We start from the raw sequence: 18363 nt of genomic DNA, 5'->3' as shown, positions 1-18363 counted from the left end.
GGCACTTGCCGCATTCACACAGGCGCCGTAGGAAAAACCAGACGGCGCGCTGCGGCAGATTGTCCAGCTGCGCCGCTATTTGCTGCGGCGCAAAGAAGGTTTTCGCCCAAGGGGTTTCCCTGTGGACAACGCAATCTCGTCCATTAGGAGAAGTACCCATGGCTGACCTGGAAAAAACGCCTTTCTCGCGCCGTAGCCTGCTCGCCGGAGCCGTCGCGCTCGGCGTCGCCGGCTCGGTCCTCGGCAGCGGTCTGGCCTTCGCCAAGGAGTCGGCGCCGCTGCAGACCGGGCCGGCGCCGGACCTGTCGAAGCTGGCCAGGAGCAAGGTCGAGCTGCTCGCCCCGCCCTTCGTCCATGCCCACGAACAGCGCACCAGCGCCAAGCCGCGGGTGGTGGAGTTCCGCATGGTCATCCAGGAGAAGGACCTGATCATCGACGACGACGAAACCCACGTCCACGCCATGACCTTCGACGGCTCGGTGCCCGGGCCGCTGATGGTGGTGCACCAGGACGACTACGTCGAACTCACCCTGGTCAACCCGGCCAGCAACAGCATGGCCCACAACATCGATTTCCACGCCGCCACCGGCGCCCTGGGCGGCGGCTCGCTGACCATCGTCAACCCCGGCGAGCAGGTCAAGCTGCGCTTCAAGGCCACCCGCCCCGGCGTGTTCGTCTACCACTGCGCGCCCGGCGGGATGATGATCCCCTGGCACGTGGTCTCGGGCATGAACGGCGCGATCATGGTGCTGCCGCGCGACGGCCTGAAGGACCGCGACGGCCGCCCGCTGAAGTACGACAAGGTGTTCTACATCGGCGAGCAGGACTTCTACGTGCCGCGCGACAAGGACGGCAAGTTCAAGCGCTACGCCACGCCCGCCGAGAGCTTCAACGACACCATGCAGACCATGAAGGGGCTGATCCCCAGCCACGTGGTGTTCAACGGCCGGGTCGGCGCCCTGACCGGCAAGAACGCGCTGACCGCCAAGGTCGGCGAGACCGTGCTGATCGTCCACTCCCAGGCCAACCGCGACACCCGCCCGCACCTGATCGGCGGCCACGGCGACCACGTCTGGGCCACCGGCAAGTTCGGCAACCCGCCGGAGGAAGGCCTGGAGACCTGGTTCATCCCCGGCGGCGCCGCCGGCGCTGCGCTGTACACCTTCCGCCAGCCGGGCCTGTACGCCTACCTCAACCACAACCTGATCGAGGGCGTGGCCCTGGGCGCAACCGCGCACTTCCAGGTCGAGGGGCAATGGGACTCCGACCTGATGAGCCAGGTCGAACCGCCCTCGCCCATCAAGTGACGCCACCGGCCGGCCCGCGAGGGCCGGCCCCGCCACGAGGGAACGCCGATGCGCAAGGCGCTGATCATCGCCCTTCCGCTGCTGCTGGTGGCCATCGCCCTGGGCGCCTGGCTGCCGCGCAGCGACCCGAGCCTGGCGCCGGAGACCGTCAGCCTGACGCCGCGGGAATACCGCTTCCGCCCCGCCGGCGACTACTGGCGCGACGCCCGCCCGGTGGACGCGCCGCTGCGCAGCGAACGCCTGGCGCCGCGCTTCGCGGTGATGAAATACCAGGTCAGCCGGGCCGAATACGCCCGCTGCGTGGACGCCGGCGCCTGCCTGGCGCTGGATGGCCAGGCCGCCACGCCCGGCGCCGACCTGCCGCTCACCGGCGCCAGCCTGCTGGACGCCCAGCTCTATGCCGAGTGGCTGTCCAAGCGCACCGGCCAGCGCTGGCGCCTGCCCAGCGATGAGGAATGGGCGTTCTTCGCCGGCTCGCGCTGGGCCGACGACGCCCTGCGCATCGACGACGACGGCCGCAACCCGGCGCGCCGCTGGCTGGCGCGCTACCGCTTCGAGGCCGCGGCGGCCAGCGAAGGCCCGGCCCGGGCACAGCCGCGCGGCAGCCATGGCCTCAACGAACTGGGCGTGGCAGACCTTGCGGGCAACGTCTGGGAGTGGACGCAGAGCTGCCACACGCGGGTCAGCCTGGACGCCGATGGCACGGAAAAGAGCCGCGTCGAGGCTTGCTCGATCCGCATCGCCGAGGGCCGCCACCGCGCCGCCATCAACGAATTCGTCCGCGACGCCCGCGGCGGCGGCTGCAGCGCCGGGCAACCGCCGGACAACCTGGGTTTCCGCCTGGTCAGAGAGCTGCCTTGACTTGATCCCACTCAAGTTTCGCCACCCCGCGAAACGGGTATGCTGCGGCGGGCCCCAGGGAATCCCGAGCGTGAGCGACAAGCCGACGATCAACCGCGCCTGGCTGGCGAACCTGCCACCCTTTGCCAACTGCACCCGCGAGGAACAGGACGACATCCTCCGCCCGGCCAGCGTGCTGCCGCTGCACTGCGGCGCCACTGTGTTCGAGCAGGGCGAGCCGGCCGAGCACTTCTACCTGCTGGTGCACGGCCGCCTCAAGGCCACCCAGCTGACCTGCGACGGCCAGCGCGTGCTGGTGCGCCTGGTCAACCCCGGCGACCTGTTCGGCTTCGTCCGCGCCCTGGGCCGCGAGGACTACCCCGCCAGCGCGACCGCCACCCAGGAAAGTCTGGCGCTGGCCTGGCCCACCGCGCTGTGGGAACCGCTGCTGGCGCGCCACCCCGGCTTCGCCGTGAACACCGTGCAGGCCATCGGCGTGCGCCTGCAGGAAGCCCACGTGCGCTTCTGCGAACTGGCCACCGAGGAAGTCGAGCGCCGCGTCGCCCACGCCGTGCTGCGCCTGGTGCGCAACAGCGGCCGCGCGGAATCCGAGGGCGTGCGCATCGACTTCCCGGTCAGCCGCCAGGACATCGCCGAGATGACCGGCACCACCCTGCACACCGTCTCGCGCATCCTCTGCGCCTGGGAAGGCCGCGGCCTGGTGCGCAGCGGCCGGCAGAAGCTGCTGGTGCGCAACCCGCAGCAGCTGCTGCACATCGCCGAGGGCGACGACGAACGGGAAACCGCGCACTGCGACGCTTGACCGCAATCAAGGAGCCCGGAGCACCGCCCTTCCTAGACTGGCGCCTGCCTACCGCACCGATTCCCGAGGCCCGCCGCCATGCACGACAACCTGACCGAACGCACCCTCAGCGACCTGGCCTGCAGCCTGCCCGGCAGCACCAGCCTGTTGCGCGACTACAAGCTGGACTTCTGCTGCGCCGGCCAGCGCAGCCTGCGCGAAGCCGCCAGCGAACTGGGCCTGGACGCCGAGCGCATCGCCAGCGAACTGCGCGCCCTGCGCCCGGCCAGCGAAGAGCGCGACTGGCGCCAGGCGAGCAACGCCGAACTGATCGAGCACATCCTCGAGCGCTACCACCAGCGCCACCGCCAGCAGTTCCCCGCGCTGCTGCCGCTGGCCCAGCGCGTGGAGCGCACCCACGCCGCGCACCCGCACTGCCCCCACGGCCTGGTGGCGCTGCTGGAGCGGATGCAGGAAGAACTCGAATCGCACATGTGCAAGGAAGAGCACATCCTGTTCCCCTGGCTGAACCAGGGCGTGCCGCTGCTGCACGTGCAGGGGCCGATCGGGGTGATGCGCCACGAGCACGACGAACACGCCCAGTCCCTGGCCGCGCTGGCCGAGCTGACCGACGACCTGACCGCCCCGGCCAACGCCTGCACCACCTGGCGCGCGCTCTACGCCGGGCTGGAAGAGCTGCGCCGCGACCTGATGCAGCACATCCACCTGGAAAACAACCTGCTATTCGTCGGCGCCAACCGGCCACAATGACCATTCATCGGCCGGAGGCCGGCGTGACAGCATGCCTCACCCCCCAACCCGCGCATGGCGAGCATACTGGGCGGATGTCCCCTGCCCAGGAAAGCTCCGCCATGCAGTCCCAGCGCGTCCACCAGCAGATCCTGCGCGGGCATCACCTGTTCGATGCCCTCGACGAGGCGCAGCTGGAACAGCTGCTCGCCACCTGCCAGCTGCTCAACCTCGACAAGGGCGACAAGCTGTTCCACCAGGGCGAGCCGGCGCATGCGTTCTTCTTCGTGATATCCGGCGCGGTGAAGATCTTCCGGCTGACCCCGGAGGGCCAGGAGAAGGTGCTGGAAGTGGTGGTCGGCCGGCAGACCTTCGCCGAGGCCATGATGTTCATGGACACCCCGGACTACGTCGCCTCGGCCCAGGCGCTGGAGCCGACGCAGGTCTACCGCTTCGCCAACCGCACCTACCTGGAGCTGCTGCACAGCAACCCGCAGCTGCCCTTCGCCCTGCTCGGCACCCTGTGCATCCGCCTGCACCGGCGGATCAACGAGATCGAGACGCTGTCGCTGAAGAACTCCACCCACCGGGTGGTGCGCTACCTGCTGACGCTGCTCAACCGCCACGGCGACGCCGACCTGCGCTTCGACCTGCCGATGGCCAAGCAACTGGTGGCCGGGCATTTGTCGATCCAGCCGGAAACCTTCTCCCGCGTGCTGCGCCGGCTGATCGACGAACGCATCATCGACCTGCAGGGCCGCACCGTGCAGGTCCTCGATCCGCTGCGCCTGGAGCAGTTCGAATAGGCATGCGCCAGTGCCTGTATTGCCAGCAGGCCAGTCCCGACGACCAGGCCGACTGCCCGCGCTGCGGCATGCCGCTGCCGGCCGAACAGGCCCTGGCCCGACAGAAGCGGCTGCGTCGGTTCAAGCTGTTCTGTGTCGTCCTTGCGGTGTTCTGCGTGGCCATGGCGGTCTGGTTGCCGCGCTAGGCGTCCCGAAACCGGCCTGCCGGCCGGATCGCGGATGAATCCGCTCCTACAGGTAGGTTCGAAGCCCCGTAGGATGGGTTGAGCGAAGCGATACCCATCGCCACCACCGCGAGCTTGCTCGCGAACGGGGTTTCCGGCGACGCAGGTGTTGGGCTCAAGAGCACCCTCTCCCCAACCCTCTCCCGCAAGCGGGAGAGGGGGCTGTCCTGAGCGGCCGGTAAATCGGTCGCGAACGGGTCTCGCTGCGGGGATTGGTTCGCGAGCAAGAACTGGGCGTCCCACTCGCTCCTACAAAGGGCTGTCCACCGCCTCACTCGCCACGTCGTTCCCCTGTAGGAGCGCGCCCTGCGCGCGATTCGCGGGCAGGGCCCGCTCCTACAATGGCGCATGGCCTCACTCGCGGCGGCGGGTCAGCTGGCGGTACAGCTGCGGCAGGCGCAGCGGCAGCTGGGCCGGGTCGTGCAGCATCTGGTAGCCCTGGTGGCCGAACAGGTGCGGCAGGTAGTCCGCCGCCTCGCGGTCGATGGTCAGGCAGAACGGCAGCACCCCGGCGCGGCGGGCTTCCAGCACCGCCTGGCGGGTGTCTTCGATGCCGTAGCGGCCCTCGTAGCAATCCAGGTCGTTGGGCTTGCCGTCGGTGAGGATCAGCAGCAGGCGCTGGCGCTCGCCGCGTTCGAGCAGCAGTTGCGTGGCCCGGCGGATCGCCGCGCCCATGCGTGTGTAGTAGCCGGGGCGCAGGGCGCGGATGCGGCCGCGCACGGCGTCGCCGTGGCGTTCCTCGAAGCTCTTCAGCTGGGTCAGGCGCACGTGGTGCCGGCGCAGCGAGGAGAAACCGTACAGCGCGAAACGATCGCCCACCGCCTGCAATGCCTCGCCGAACAGCAGCAGGCTGTCGCCGATCAGGTCGATGACGCGGTGGCGGTCGTCCAGGTGCGCGTCGGTGGACATCGACAGGTCGGCCAGCAGCAGGCAGGCCAGGTCGCGGCGGGTTTGCCGGCGTTCGAGGAACAGGCCGGTCTCGGCGCAGGCGCCCAGGCGCCGCTCGACGCTGAAGTCCAGCCAGGCCTGCAGGTCCGGCTCGCTGCCCTGGGGCTGGCGGCGCAGCCACTGCGGTTGCTGGCGCAGGCCTTCGAATTGCCGGCGCAGGCGCCGGGCGATGGGCGCCAGCGCATCCGGCAGCGGCGCCGGCGCGGCATCGCGCGGCAGCATCGGTTGCAGGCAGACGTGGTCGGGCTGCAGGCACCCGCGCCGGTAGTCCCACTCCGGCAGGCGGATGCCCTCGCCCAGCGGCAGGTCGTCGTATTCGGCCGCCGGCAGGTCCAGGTCCAGGCGCAGGCCGCCGCCCTTGCGCTGGCGTTGCCGGGACAGGCTCAGGTGGTCGAGGTCCTCGGCCACCCGCGCGGCGTCCAGGTCCTCGCTGTCGTCGCCGGCGCGGTCCAGCTCGACGTGCTCGGACCAGCTGAACAGGTTCTCCAGGCGGAACAGCAGCAGGCCGCCGCGCCCCGGGTCCTGTTCGGTGCGCTCGCCGCGCTTGCGGGCGATGCCGTTGCGGACGTCGCCCGTCGGCCTGCCCTGCTCGTCGCCGTCGACCAGTTCGGTGCGCTGCGGTGCCGCCAACTGCTGCGGTGGATACAGCCACAACGGCAGCGGCCAGGGCGCGCGCTCGCTGCGCGGCAGGCGGAGGACGCTGCCCGGCTCGCGCAGGGCCTGGCGCAGCGCGCGCTCCAGCACCGCCTCGGCCGGCGGCAGCTGGGCCGGGTCCGGGCGCAGCGGCAGCAGCGCCTCCACCAGGCGCTCGTAGCGCGGGCGCAGCAGCGGGTAGCGCTGCAACACGGCGAGGGTCCAGGCCTGGTTGTCGCCGGCCCAGTGCCGCAGCGGCTGGCTGTGCGCCGCGAGCAGCGCCAGCCAGCGGTAGAGTTCGCGGTTCAGTTGCGCATCCGGGTACACCGCCAGGCTGGGCGGCAGGCGCAGGGAGTCGGCGTCGAACCAGGCCACCGGCAGTTGCTGGCAGGTGCCGGCCACCTGTTGCAACAGGCTGCGGCGCACCAGCAGTTCGCGCGGGCTGGCCGCCTCCACGCCGACGCCGGCCTCGCCGCCGGTGCCGCGGAACAGCAGCAGCAGGCTGCGGCGGACCTCGTCCAGGCTCACCGCCGCGTCCTCGAAGGTCGGGCTCGCGCGGCGGGTGATGAAGCGGTGCCAGGCGCGGCCGAAGCCTTCCTCCAGTTCCAGGTGAATGGTCATCGCGGCCTCGCGAAAAAAGGGCCCGCTGCCAGGCAGACGGGCCCCGGGGGAGGGAACTCAACCGGCCTGTTGCGCCACGCCCACCGCGATGCGGCCGCGCTGGCGGAAGCTCAGCAGGTAACAGATCAGCCCGATGAGGAAGCCGAAGCCGGCGTACAGGCGCAACCAGAAGAACACCTTCAGTTGCTCCACCGTGGCCATGAACGGCATGGCCGCGCCGTCGGCCGGCATCCGCTGCAGCCACACCTGCACCACGCCGGCGGCGGTCAGCAGCAGGGTGATCAGCAGCATGGAGATGGTCATCAGCCAGAAGGCCCAGATTTCCAGGCTCTGCGCCCGGGCGTCGGCCGCCTCGCCGATCCCGCGCAGGCGCGGCATGGCGTAGCTGATCAGGGTGATCACGATCATCACGTAGGCGCCGTAGAACGCCAGGTGGCCGTGGGCCGCGGTCAGCTGGGTGCCGTGGGTGTAGTAGTTCACCGGGGCCAGGGTGTGCAGGAAGCCCCACACGCCGGCGCCGAGGAACGCGGTCACCGTGGTGCCCAGGGCCCAGAGCGAGGCGGCCTTGTTCGGGTGCTCGCGGCGACGGCGGCGCACCATGTTGAAGGCGAACAGCACCATGGCGAAGAACGGCAGCGGCTCAAGGGCCGAGAAGATCGAGCCGAGCCACAGCCACACGCCCGGCGCGCCGATCCAGAAGTAGTGGTGGCCGGTGCCGATGATGCCGGTGATCAGGGCCATGGCGATGATCACGTAGAGCCACTTCTCCACCACCTCGCGGTCGACGCCGGTGACCTTGATCAGCACGAAGGCCAGCATCGAGCCCATGATCAGCTCCCACACGCCTTCCACCCACAGGTGCACCACCCACCACCAGTAGTACTTGTCGCGGGCCAGGTTCTCCGGGTTGTAGAAGGAGAACAGGAAGAACACCGCAAGGCCCACCAGGCCGGTCATCATCACCACGCTGACCACCGTCTTGCGGCCCTTCAGCAAGGTCATGCCGATGTTGTAGAGGAAGCCCAGGGCGACCACGACTATGCCCAGCTTGGTGATGGTCGGCTGTTCGAGGAACTCCCGGCCCATGGTCGGCAGCAGCTCGTTGTGGGTCAGCCTGGCCAGCCCCGCGTAGGGCACCAGCAGGTAGCCGAGGATGGTCAGCACGCCGGCGATGGCGAACACCCAGAACAGCACGATCGCCAGTTTCGGGCTGTGCAGTTCGCGGTCGGCCTCCTCCGGCACCAGGTAGTAGGCCGCGCCCATGAAGCCGAACAGCAGCCAGACGATCAGCAGGTTGGTGTGCACCATGCGCGCGACGTTGAACGGGATGGCCGGGAACAGGAAGTCGCCGACCACGTACTGCATGCCCATGACCAGGCCGAAGACGATCTGCCCGACGAACAGCATCAGGGCGAACACGAAGTACGGCTTGGCCACCGCTTGCGAAGCGAATTTCAGATGGGGATTGCCCGGGTTCATGCTCAACCCTCCTTGTTCGGCGGCCATTTGTTGGTATCGATCTTCGAGGTCCAGCGCAGGAAGGCCGCCAGGTCCGTCACCTCCTGGTCGCTGAGGTGGAACTGCGGCATCTGCCGGCGCCCGGGGATGCCCAGCGGCTGCATCTTCATCCAGGCGGCGAGGAAGCTGTCGAAGGCGGCGTCACCGCCGCGGCGGCCGATCACGTTGCCCAGCTCCGGCGCGAAGTAGGCGCCCTCGCCGAGCAGCGAATGGCAGCCGACGCAGTTGTTCTGCTCCCACACCAGCTTGCCGCGCACCACCGACTCGGTCAGCTCGGCCTGGTTGGTGCGTTTGGGGAAGGTGGTTTCGGTGTGATAGGTCAGGGCGAGAAACACCAGGAAGAAGAAAACGCCTCCCCCCAGGTATATGTTCCTCGCCATGCCCTTGGTGAAGGTGTCTGACATGGGGTCCTCCTCGGTCTCGATTTGCGGCCATTCTAGGAAGGCCCCCGGGCCGATCCGCTTGATGGCGATCAAGAAAGACCAATGCTTCCTGTCAGGTATTTATTTTCAGGTAAATCAGTAGCTTGCGTGGACGGCCAGGAGGAGCACGGCGAGCGCCAGCGGCCAGCCGAGCAGCAGCCGGCGCCACAACGCCGGGCCGTGGCCCAGCTCCATGAAGCGCAGCACGATGAGCCAGGCCTTGCCCAGCGCCAGCAGCAGGATGCTCGCCACCGGCAGCAGCGCGCTGGCGGCGTGGTTGCCGAGCCAGATGCCGGCCAGCGCCAGCGGCACCAGCAACGCCCAGGCCAGGGCCAGCGACCTCATGGCAGCGGCGCCAGCACGTAGACCAGCGGGAACAGCATCACCCACACCAGGTCGACCATGTGCCAGTACAGCGCCCCGGACTCCAGCCCGCCGAGGGCGCCCTGGGCATAGGCGCCGCGCAGGCAGCGCAGGGCCATCCAGCCGAGGATCACCAGGCCCAGCCAGACGTGCAGGAAGTGGAAGCCGGTGACCAGCCAGAACAGCGTGAAGAAGGTGCTGTGCTCCAGGTCCAGCCCGCGCTGCGCCAGGTGCAGGTACTCGCCGGCCTTCAGCCAGACGTGCAGCAGGCCGAGCGCCAGCGCCGCCAGCAGCAGGAAGCCGGCACGGCGCTGGTGGCCGCGGCGCACCAGCTCCACCGCGGCGGCGGCGAGGAAGCCGGCGGTCAGCAGGCTCAGCGTCAGGGCCAGACCCAGGGACAGGTCCAGCGCCGCGCGGCCGGCGCGGAAGCCCTCGGCATCCAGGCGCTGGGCCACGGCGAAGACCAGGATGAGGATGGCGAAGACGCTCAGCTCGGCGAGGATGAACAGCCACATCGCCAGGTCGCCCGGCAGGCGCCGGGCGCTGGCCAGGGTCTCAGGCGAAGTGGACATCGACCAGGTCCATCAGCGCGGCGACGGTGCCCTCGTCGTCGGACAGCGGCTCGGCCAGCCCGGCGCGGCAGGCCTCGCGCGGCGCCAGCCCGGCATGGATCAGCCGCGCGGTGAGCACCAGCAGGCGCGTCGAGCAGACCTCTTCCAGCTCCTGCCGCCCCAGGCGGCGCAGGGCCACGCCCAGCTGCGCCAGGCGCTGGGCCAGCTCGCGGTCGACGTTGGCCTCGCGGGCGATGATGCCCGCCTCCACCTCCGCCGCCGGGTAGTCGAAGCGCAGCGCCACGAAGCGCTGGCGGGTGCTCGGCTTCATGCCCTTGAGCAGGTTCTGGTAGCCGGGGTTGTAGGACACCACCAGCATGAAGCCGGGCGGCGCCACCAGCGATTCGCCGGTGCGCTCGATGAACAGCTCGCGGCGGTCGTCCGCCAGCGGGTGCAGCACCACCACCGTGTCCTGGCGCGCCTCGACCACCTCGTCGAGGTAGCAGATGCCGCCCTCGCGCACCGCGCGGGTCAGCGGGCCGTCCTGCCACCAGGTGCCGTCGCTGCCGATCAGGTGGCGGCCGACCAGGTCCGCCGCCGACAGGTCGTCGTGGCAGGCCACGGTGTACAACGGCCGGCCCAGGCGCTGCGCCATGTGCTGGACGAAGCGCGTCTTGCCGCAGCCGGTGGGGCCCTTGATCAGCACCGGCATGCCTTGCGCCGCGGCTTCGCCGAACAGCGTCACCTCGTTGCCGCTGGGCTGGTAGAAGAGCGGAAGTTCCTGGGCGGGGGCGTTCATGGGCGGGGGTTCTCCATCGGGTTCCACGGCTTGGCACGCTAGCCAGCGCGACGATCCGCCTCAAGCGCCGCGCCGGAAGTTCTTGATCCCCATCAAGCGTTTGCGCCACGGGCCCCTCCTAGAATCGCAGCCACCGCCGGGGGGACGCCGGCACCTGGATCCGGCGCTGCGGCGCCAAGCCTGCGAGGAAAGAGAACCATGAACAAAGCAATGGCCGTACTGCTGGCCGCCGGGTTGCTGGCACAGGCGCCAGCCTTCGCCAGCAGCGCCGAGGACCTGTTCAAGGCCAAGGCCTGCGTGGCCTGCCACACGCTGGACAAGAAACTGGTGGGCCCGGCCTTCCATGACGTGGCGAAGAAGTACGGCGACCAGTCCGACGGCGTGGCCCACGTGATGCACAGCATCCGCAAGGGCAGCCAGGGCGTCTGGGGCGCGATGCCGATGCCGCCCAACGCTGTCAGCGAGGATGAGGCCAAGACCCTTGCCGAGTGGATAGTCACGCTCAAGTAGTTGTTGTTGCGCAGGGGAGGAAACCCGATGGCCGCCGACCAGGATGCCCACTGTAGTACGGAGCCCGACGCCGGCCGCAAAGGCGCCGTCCGGTGCCTCCATCTGCTGCTGGGCTGGCTGTTGCTACTGGTCGGCCTGGCCGCCCAAGGCGCCGAACTCAGCGACCTGGAGCGCACGCGCATCGCCCAGGTGTTCCCCGGCGTAGAACGCATCAGCGATGCCGAGGGCGAGTTCGGCGTGCGCCGCCTGTTCAAGGGCGACGAGCTGCTCGGCTACGCCTTCCAGAGCATCCGCGTCACGCAGATGCCGGCCTATTCCGGCAAGCCGATCAACCTGCAGGTGATCCTCGATCCCCATGCGGTGATCCGCGACGCCTATGTACTGGAACACCACGAGCCGATCCTGCTGATCGGCATTCCCGTCGAGAAACTGCACGCCTTCACCGCCGGCTATGCCGGCGTGCGGGCCGACCAGCGCGTGGTGGTCGGCCGCTCCAGCGACGCCCGGACGACCACCATCGATGCCGTCGCCGGCGCCACTGTCACAGTCATGGTGGTCAATGAGATCGTCATGCGCGCCGCCCATACCGTGGCGGTGTCCCTGGGGCTGATCGAGGACGGCGGCAGCGTCCGGCCCAAGCCCGCGCAGGTGCGCCTGGACGCCTTCCAGCCGGCGACCTGGGCCGAGCTGACCGGCAACGGCGCGATCCGCCGCCTGCAGCTGAACCGCGGGCAGATCGACGACGCCTTCAAGGGCACCGAGGCCGCCAGCGTCGGCGCGGCCGATGCGGCGCACCGGGCGGACGACTTCATCGACCTCTACACCGCCCTGCTCAACCCGCCAACCGTCGGCCGCAACCTGCTGGGCGAGCGCCAGTACCACGAGCTGATGGACTCGCTGAAGCCCGGCGAATACGCCATCGCCGTGCTGGGCAACGGCCAGTATTCGTTCAAGGGCTCGGGCTACGTGCGCGGTGGCATTTTCGACCGGGTGCAGCTGCGCCAGTTCGGCGACATCCTCAGCTTCCGCGACCTCGACTACCAGCGCCTGTCCGACGTCTACGCCGAGGGTATGCCGGCCTTCGCCGAGATGGCCGTCTTCATCGTCCGCGCCCAGCACCGCTTCGACCCCGGCACGCCGTGGAACCTGGAGCTGCTGGTGCGCCGCCAGACCGGCCCGGTGGCCAGCCTGTTCACCAGCTTCGCCCTGCCCTACCAGACGCCCGAGGCCTACCTGCTGCGGCCGCAGCCCAGCGCCGAGGAACTGGCGGCCCTGGAAGAGGCCAAGCGCCCCCTGTGGCTGCGCATCTGGTACCAGAAGAGCTTCCAGATCGGCGTGCTGCTCGGCGCCCTGGCGCTGCTCGCCACCATCCTCTTCCTGCAGGACGCCCTCACCCGCCGGCCGCACCTGCTGCACTGGGTGCGCCGCGGCTACCTGGCCTTCACCCTGGTGTTCATCGGCTGGTACTGCCTGGGCCAGCTGTCGGTGGTCAACGTGCTGACCTTCGTCCACGCGCTGTTCGAAGGCTTCCGCTGGGAACTGTTCCTCAGCGACCCCATCCTGTTCATCCTCTGGACCTTCACCGCCGCCAGCGTGCTGCTCTGGGGACGCGGCGTGTTCTGCGGCTGGCTGTGCCCGTTCGGCGCCCTGCAGGAGCTGCTCAACGAGGCCGCGCGCAAGCTGCGGGTGCCGCAGTTCGAGTTGCCCTTCGCGGTCCACGAGCGGCTCTGGGCGATCAAGTACATCATCCTGCTGGCGCTGTTCGGCCTCTCCCTCGAATCGCTCGCCACCGCCGAGCGCGCCGCCGAGGTGGAGCCGTTCAAGACCGCCATCACCCTGGGCTTCGCCCGCCAGTGGGGCTTCGTCGCCTACGCCGGCGGCCTGCTGCTGGTCAACCTGTTCACCCGCAAGGTCTATTGCCGCTACCTCTGCCCGCTCGGCGCGGCCCTGGCCATCCCCGGCAAGGCGCGCCTGTTCGACTGGCTCAAGCGGCGCAAGGAATGCGGCCAGCCCTGCCAACTGTGCGCCCGCGAGTGCGAGATCCAGGCCATTCACCCGGACGGCCGGATCAACGCCAACGAGTGCCACTACTGCCTCGACTGCCAGCTCACCTACCACGACCAGAACAAGTGCCCACCGCTGGTGAACAAGCGCAAGAAACGTAGCAAGCCGGAACCGGCGGACGACGGCGAGCGGATTGCCGTGCGCCAACTCTGAAGCGCCAATTCTGAATAGCAACTTGGGAGGAACGGACATGAACGAGAAGAAACACCCGCAGCCCGAAGACGCCAGCGGCTTCAGCCGCCGCGACTTCCTCGGCGCCTCGGCGGTCACCGGCGCCGCGGCGCTGGTCGGCGCCAGCGCCCTGGGCGGCGCGGTGATCCCGCGCGAGGCCTGGGCCGATACGGTCAAGGCGGCGCAGGCCAAGGCCCACGTCGGCCCCGGCGAGCTGGACGAGTACTACGGCTTCTGGAGCGGCGGCCACTCCGGCGAGGTCCGGGTGATCGGCGTCCCGTCGATGCGCGAGCTGATGCGCATCCCGGTGTTCAACGTCGACTCGGCCACCGGCTGGGGCCTGACCAACGAGAGCAAGCACATCCTCGGCGACAGCGCACGCTTCCACAACGGCGACTGCCACCACCCGCACATCTCGATGACCGACGGCAAGTACGACGGCAAGTACCTGTTCATCAACGACAAGGCCAACAGCCGCGTCGCGCGCATCCGCCTGGACATCATGAAGTGCGACAGGATCGTCACCATCCCCAACGTCCAGGCCATCCACGGCCTGCGCCTGCAGAAGGTGCCGCACACCAAGTACGTGTTCTGCAACGCCGAGTTCATCATTCCCCACCCCAACGACGGCTCCAGCTTCGACCCCGGCGCGGACAACGCCTTCACCATGTACAACGCCATCGACGCCGAAACCATGGAGGTGGCCTGGCAGGTGATAGTCGACGGCAACCTCGACAACACCGACATGGACTACACCGGCCGCTTCGCCGCCTCCACCTGCTACAACTCGGAGAAGGCGGTGGACCTGGCCGGCATGATGCGCAACGAGCGCGACTGGGTGGTGGTGTTCGACATCCCGCGCATCGAGGCCGAGATCAAGGCCAAGCGCTTCGTCACCCTGGGCGACTCCAAGGTCCCGGTGGTCGACGGCCGCAGGAAAGACGGCAAGGATAGCGTGGTGACGCGCTACATCCCGGTGCCGAAGAACCCCCACGGCCTGAACACCTCGCCGGACGGCAAGTACTTCATCGCCAACGGCAAGCTGTCGCCGACCTGCAGCATGATCGCCATCGATAAACTGCCGGACCTCTTCGCCGGCAAGCTCAAGGACCCACGCGAGGTCGTAGTCGCCGAGCCGGAACTGGGCCTGGGCCCGCTGCACACCACCTTCGACGGCCGCGGCAACGCCTACACCACGCTGTTCATCGACAGCCAGCTGGTGAAGTGGAACCTGGAGGACGCGGTGCGCGCCTACAAGGGCGAGAAGGTCGACTACATCCGCCAGAAGCTCGACGTGCACTACCAGCCGGGGCACAACCACGCCTCGCTCTGCGAGACCCGCGAGGCCGACGGCAAGTGGGTGGTGGTGCTGAGCAAGTTCTCCAAGGACCGCTTCCTGCTCACCGGCCCGCTGCACCCGGAGAACGACCAACTGATCGACATCTCCGGCGACGAGATGCAACTGGTCCACGACGGCCCCACCTTCGCCGAGCCGCACGACTGCATCCTCGCCCGCCGCGACCAGATCAAGCCGCGCAAGATCTGGTCGCGCGACGACCCCTTCTTCGCCCCGACCGTGGCCCGGGCGAAGAAGGACGGCATCGACCTGCTCAAGGACAACAAGGTCATCCGCGACGGCAAGCAGGTGCGCGTGTACATGACTTCCATGGCGCCCACCTACGGGATCACCGAGTTCACCGTGAAGCAGGGCGACGAGGTCACGGTGACCATCACCAACCTCGACGAGATCGAGGACGTGACCCACGGCTTCGTCATGGTCAACCACGGCGTGAGCATGGAGATCAGCCCGCAGCAGACCTCGTCCATCACCTTCGTCGCCGACAGGCCCGGGGTGCACTGGTACTACTGCAGCTGGTTCTGCCATGCCCTGCACATGGAAATGGTCGGCCGCATGCTGGTGGAAAAGGCCTGATACGGGCCGCTGGCGCTGCCGGGCTCGGGGGCCCGGCAGCCGCCACCTGCAAAAGCCCCCGGAGGATGCTTCCGCGTGCCCACTTCCCGCGCCTGCCTCGCCCTGCTGCTGACGCTCGCCGGCCCCGCGCTGGCCGCGCTGCAGCCGATCGACGAGCTGCCCCTGCGCGCGGCCGGCGACGGGCTGTGGACGCTGGCGGCCGGCACCTACGCCGGCCGCTTCCTCATCGACCGGCCCATGCGCCTGCGCTGTGAAGACGGCGCCACTTTCGACGGCCAGGGCGAGGGCAGCACCCTCACCGTGCGCAGCGCCGACGTCAGCGTCGAAGGCTGCCGGGTGCGCAACTGGGGCCGCAACCTGACCGACATGGACTCGGCGATCTTCGTCGAGAAGCGCGCCCGCGGCGTGGTCCTGCGCAACAACCGGCTGCAGGGCCCGGGCTTCGGCATCTGGCTCGACGCCAGCGAAGACGCCCAGGTGCTGGACAACCGCATCGAGGGCGATGCGCGGCTGCGCTCCCAGGACCGCGGCAACGGCATCCACCTCTACGCGGTGCGCAACGCCCTGGTGCGCGGCAACCGGGTGCGCCACACCCGCGACGGCATCTACATCGACACCGCCAACGGCAGCGCCATCGAGCACAACCGCCTGGAAGACCTGCGCTACGGCGTGCACTACATGTTCACCAACGACAGCCGGGTGATCGGCAACTTGACCCGCCATACCCGCACCGGCTACGCGCTGATGCAGAGCCGCAAGCTCAGCGTGATCGGCAACCGCTCGGTGGACGACGAGAATTACGGCATCCTGATGAACTACATCACCTACTCGACCCTCGCCGGCAACCGCGTCGAGGGCGTGCGCAGCGGCAGCGGCGTGACCGGCGAAGGCATGATCGCCGGCGCCGAGGGCAAGGCCCTGTTCATCTACAACTCGCTGTACAACCGCATCGAGGGCAACCGCCTGGCCGGCAGCGCCCTGGGCATCCACCTGACCGCGGGCTCGGAGGACAACCGCATCGCCGGCAACGCCTTCGTCGGCAACCGCCGGCAGGTGCTCTACGTGGCCAACCGCACCCAGGAATGGTCGGCCGACGGCCGCGGCAACTACTGGAGCGACTACCTGGGCTGGGACCGCGACGACGACGGCCTGGGCGATGTCTTCTACGAGCCCAACGACAACGTCGACCGCCTGCTGTGGCTGTACCCGCAGGTGCGCCTGCTGCTCGCCAGCCCATCCATCGAACTGCTGCGCTGGGTGCAGCGCGCCTTCCCGGTGACGCGCTCGCCGGGGGTGCGCGACAGCCACCCGCTGATGCGCGAACCGCAAGCGGAGGCGAGCCCATGAAGCTGCTGCAAATAGAAGGCGCGAGCCTGCGCTACGGCGCCTTCACCGCCCTGCACGGGCTCGACCTGGACCTGGCCGCCGGCGAAGTGCTCGGCCTGCTCGGCCACAACGGCGCCGGCAAGACCACCAGCATCAAGCTGATGCTCGGCCTGCTGCGCCCCGACGAAGGCCAGGTGCGGGTGTTCGGGCGCGCCGCCGAAGACCCCGCGGTGCGCCGCCAGCTCGGCTTCCTCCCGGAAAACGTCACCTTCTACCCGCAGCTGACCGGCCGCGAAACCCTGCGCCACTTCGCCCGCCTGAAGGGCGCGGCCCCCGCCGAGGTGGACGCGCTGCTGGAACAGGTGGGCCTGACCCAGGCCGCCGACCGGCGCCTGAAGACCTACTCCAAGGGCATGCGCCAGCGCCTCGGCCTGGCCCAGGCGATCCTCGGCCGGCCGCGCCTGCTGCTGCTCGACGAGCCCAGCGTGGGCCTCGACCCGCTGGCCACCGTCGAGCTCTACCGCCTGCTCGACCGCCTGCGCAACCAGGGCACCGGGGTCATCCTCTGCTCCCACGTGCTGCCCGGCGTCGAATCCCACATCGACCGCGCCGCCATCCTCGCCAACGGCCGCCTGCTGACCTGCGGCAGCCTGGCCGAGCTGCGCCGCGAAGCCGGCCTGCCGACGCGCATCCGCATCGCCGGCCCGCGCAACGAACGCTGGCTGGCCCACTGGCGCGACAGCGGCTACAGCGTGCGCGCCCTGGACGGCGGGCGCATCGAGCTGCTGGCTGCCGCAGAACGGCAGCGCCGCCTGCTGCAGGCGCTGCTGGAAGAACAGCCCGAGGGCCTGGAGGTGCTGCCGCCCTCGCTGGAGGACCTCTACCTGCACCACATGCAGGGCGCCGCGCGCGCCTGCGGAGAAACAGCATGACGCCGGTCTGGCACATCGCCCGCAAGGAACTGGCCGACGGCCTGCGCAACCGCTGGCTGCTGGCGATCAGCCTGCTGTTCGCCCTGCTCGCCGTGGGCATCGCCTGGTTCGGCGCGGCCACCGCCGGGCAGGTGGGCTTCACCTCGATCCCGGCGACCATGGCCAGCCTCGCAAGCCTGGCCACCATCCTCATGCCGCTGATCGCCCTGCTGCTGGCCTACGACGCCATCGTCGGCGAGGAGGAAGGCGGCACCCTGCTGCTCCTGCTGGCCTACCCGCTGAGCCGCGGCCAGCTGCTGCTGGGCAAGTTCCTCGGCCACGGGCTGATCCTCGCCCTGGCCACCCTGCTCGGCTTCGCCGCCGCCGCGCTGTCCATCGCCGTGCTGGTGGCGGACATCCAGCTGTCGCAGCTGCTGTGGGCCTTCGCCCGCTTCATCCTGTCCTCCACCCTGCTCGGCTGGGCCTTCCTGGCCATGGCCTACGCGCTGAGCAGCCGCGTGAGCGAGAAGTCCACCGCCGCCGGCCTGGCGCTGGGCCTGTGGTTCTTCTTCGTGCTGCTCTTCGACCTGGCCCTGCTGGCCCTGCTGGTGCTCGGCAAGGGCCGCATCAGCCCCGAACTGCTGCCCTGGCTGCTGTTGCTCAACCCCACCGACATCTACCGCCTGATCAACCTCTCCGGCCTCGGCCCGGAGATCGACGGCGTGCTGGTCCTGGGCCGCGACCTGCCGGTGCCCGGCGCCGTGCTCTGGCTGGCCCTGGCGGCCTGGACGCCGGCGGCGCTGGCCCTGGCCTACCGCCTGTTCCGGCGCCGCCCGGCCTGAAAACCCACTCCAAGGAGCCCCC

Annotated in this window: 18 protein-coding genes; 12 read left to right on the top strand and 6 right to left on the bottom strand. The window is 69.4% G+C overall.

What is annotated here, in order from left to right; translation table 11 throughout:
• Positions 1–158: 158 nt before the first annotated feature.
• From nirK to PcP3B5_RS01285, 6 genes are all read left to right on the top strand, one after another.
• The gene (nirK, locus tag PcP3B5_RS01310) at positions 159–1307 is read left to right on the top strand and encodes a copper-containing nitrite reductase (protein ID WP_009614910.1); all 1149 of its coding nucleotides are present in this window, start codon (positions 159–161) and stop codon (positions 1305–1307) included.
• A gap of 48 nt (positions 1308–1355) precedes the next feature.
• The gene (locus PcP3B5_RS01305) at positions 1356–2168 is read left to right on the top strand and encodes an SUMF1/EgtB/PvdO family nonheme iron enzyme (RefSeq protein ID WP_061560369.1); all 813 of its coding nucleotides are present in this window, start codon (positions 1356–1358) and stop codon (positions 2166–2168) included.
• Between the two features lie 70 nt (positions 2169–2238).
• Positions 2239–2970, top strand: coding sequence for a Crp/Fnr family transcriptional regulator (locus PcP3B5_RS01300; protein ID WP_082657062.1), 732 nt, complete (start codon positions 2239–2241; stop codon positions 2968–2970).
• 78 nt (positions 2971–3048) lie between these two features.
• Entirely contained in the window at positions 3049–3720 is a 672-nt protein-coding gene (gene ytfE, locus PcP3B5_RS01295; protein WP_009614903.1) for an iron-sulfur cluster repair protein YtfE, read from the top strand.
• Between the two features lie 101 nt (positions 3721–3821).
• Positions 3822–4505: a Crp/Fnr family transcriptional regulator gene (locus tag PcP3B5_RS01290; RefSeq protein ID WP_009614901.1), complete on the top strand. Its 684-nt coding sequence runs from the start codon at positions 3822–3824 to the stop codon at positions 4503–4505.
• A gap of 2 nt (positions 4506–4507) precedes the next feature.
• Positions 4508–4690: a hypothetical protein gene (locus PcP3B5_RS01285; RefSeq protein WP_061560368.1), complete on the top strand. Its 183-nt coding sequence runs from the start codon at positions 4508–4510 to the stop codon at positions 4688–4690.
• 393 nt (positions 4691–5083) lie between these two features.
• Here PcP3B5_RS01285 and PcP3B5_RS01280 read toward each other — a convergent pair whose 3' ends face one another.
• The 6 genes from PcP3B5_RS01280 to PcP3B5_RS01255 all read right to left on the bottom strand — a co-directional run bounded on the left by PcP3B5_RS01280 (position 5084) and on the right by PcP3B5_RS01255 (position 10584).
• Positions 5084–6931 carry a nitric oxide reductase activation protein NorD gene (locus PcP3B5_RS01280; protein ID WP_061560367.1) on the bottom strand — a complete coding sequence of 616 codons (1848 nt, stop codon included), beginning with the start codon at positions 6929–6931 and terminating at the stop codon, positions 5084–5086.
• Positions 6932–6988: 57 nt separating this feature from the next.
• The gene (locus PcP3B5_RS01275) at positions 6989–8410 is read right to left on the bottom strand and encodes a cbb3-type cytochrome c oxidase subunit I (RefSeq protein WP_009614895.1); all 1422 of its coding nucleotides are present in this window, start codon (positions 8408–8410) and stop codon (positions 6989–6991) included.
• Positions 8411–8412: 2 nt separating this feature from the next.
• Positions 8413–8853, bottom strand: coding sequence for a c-type cytochrome (locus tag PcP3B5_RS01270; RefSeq protein WP_043270323.1), 441 nt, complete (start codon positions 8851–8853; stop codon positions 8413–8415).
• A gap of 114 nt (positions 8854–8967) precedes the next feature.
• Complete coding sequence (locus PcP3B5_RS01265) at positions 8968–9216, bottom strand: cytochrome C oxidase subunit IV family protein (RefSeq protein ID WP_009614890.1); 249 nt, start codon at positions 9214–9216, stop codon at positions 8968–8970.
• A complete protein-coding gene (locus tag PcP3B5_RS01260; RefSeq protein WP_061560366.1) occupies positions 9213–9806 on the bottom strand; it encodes a cytochrome c oxidase subunit 3 in 594 nt (197 codons plus the stop codon). Before PcP3B5_RS01260 ends, PcP3B5_RS01265 begins: the two co-directional genes overlap by 4 nt.
• On the bottom strand, positions 9790–10584 hold the full coding sequence (locus tag PcP3B5_RS01255; protein WP_009614887.1) for a CbbQ/NirQ/NorQ/GpvN family protein: 795 nt from the start codon (positions 10582–10584) through the stop codon (positions 9790–9792). Before PcP3B5_RS01255 ends, PcP3B5_RS01260 begins: the two co-directional genes overlap by 17 nt.
• A 198-nt stretch (positions 10585–10782) precedes the next feature.
• Here PcP3B5_RS01255 and PcP3B5_RS01250 point away from each other — a divergent pair, with 198 nt between their 5' ends.
• From PcP3B5_RS01250 to PcP3B5_RS01225, 6 genes are all read left to right on the top strand, one after another.
• Positions 10783–11094, top strand: coding sequence for a c-type cytochrome (locus tag PcP3B5_RS01250; protein WP_009614885.1), 312 nt, complete (start codon positions 10783–10785; stop codon positions 11092–11094).
• 117 nt (positions 11095–11211) lie between these two features.
• Positions 11212–13311, top strand: a complete 2100-nt coding sequence (gene nosR, locus PcP3B5_RS01245) for a transcriptional regulator NosR (RefSeq protein ID WP_082816434.1) — start codon at positions 11212–11214, stop codon at positions 13309–13311.
• A 37-nt stretch (positions 13312–13348) separates the two neighbouring features.
• Entirely contained in the window at positions 13349–15262 is a 1914-nt protein-coding gene (nosZ, locus tag PcP3B5_RS01240) for a TAT-dependent nitrous-oxide reductase (RefSeq protein WP_009614880.1), read from the top strand.
• A gap of 75 nt (positions 15263–15337) precedes the next feature.
• Positions 15338–16609: a nitrous oxide reductase family maturation protein NosD gene (locus PcP3B5_RS01235; RefSeq protein ID WP_058073041.1), complete on the top strand. Its 1272-nt coding sequence runs from the start codon at positions 15338–15340 to the stop codon at positions 16607–16609.
• Positions 16606–17520, top strand: a complete 915-nt coding sequence (locus PcP3B5_RS01230) for an ABC transporter ATP-binding protein (protein ID WP_061560365.1) — start codon at positions 16606–16608, stop codon at positions 17518–17520. Before PcP3B5_RS01235 ends, PcP3B5_RS01230 begins: the two co-directional genes overlap by 4 nt.
• Positions 17517–18341: an ABC transporter permease gene (locus tag PcP3B5_RS01225; protein WP_009614874.1), complete on the top strand. Its 825-nt coding sequence runs from the start codon at positions 17517–17519 to the stop codon at positions 18339–18341. The genes PcP3B5_RS01230 and PcP3B5_RS01225 overlap by 4 nt, the downstream gene beginning before the upstream one ends.
• The last annotated feature ends 22 nt before the right edge of the window (positions 18342–18363 follow it).

This window comes from Pseudomonas citronellolis (genome assembly GCF_001586155.1).
In the GTDB taxonomy this organism is placed as follows: domain Bacteria; phylum Pseudomonadota; class Gammaproteobacteria; order Pseudomonadales; family Pseudomonadaceae; genus Pseudomonas; species Pseudomonas citronellolis.
Note: the sequence above shows the minus strand (reverse complement) of the source record. Positions and strands in the feature narration are given on the sequence as shown.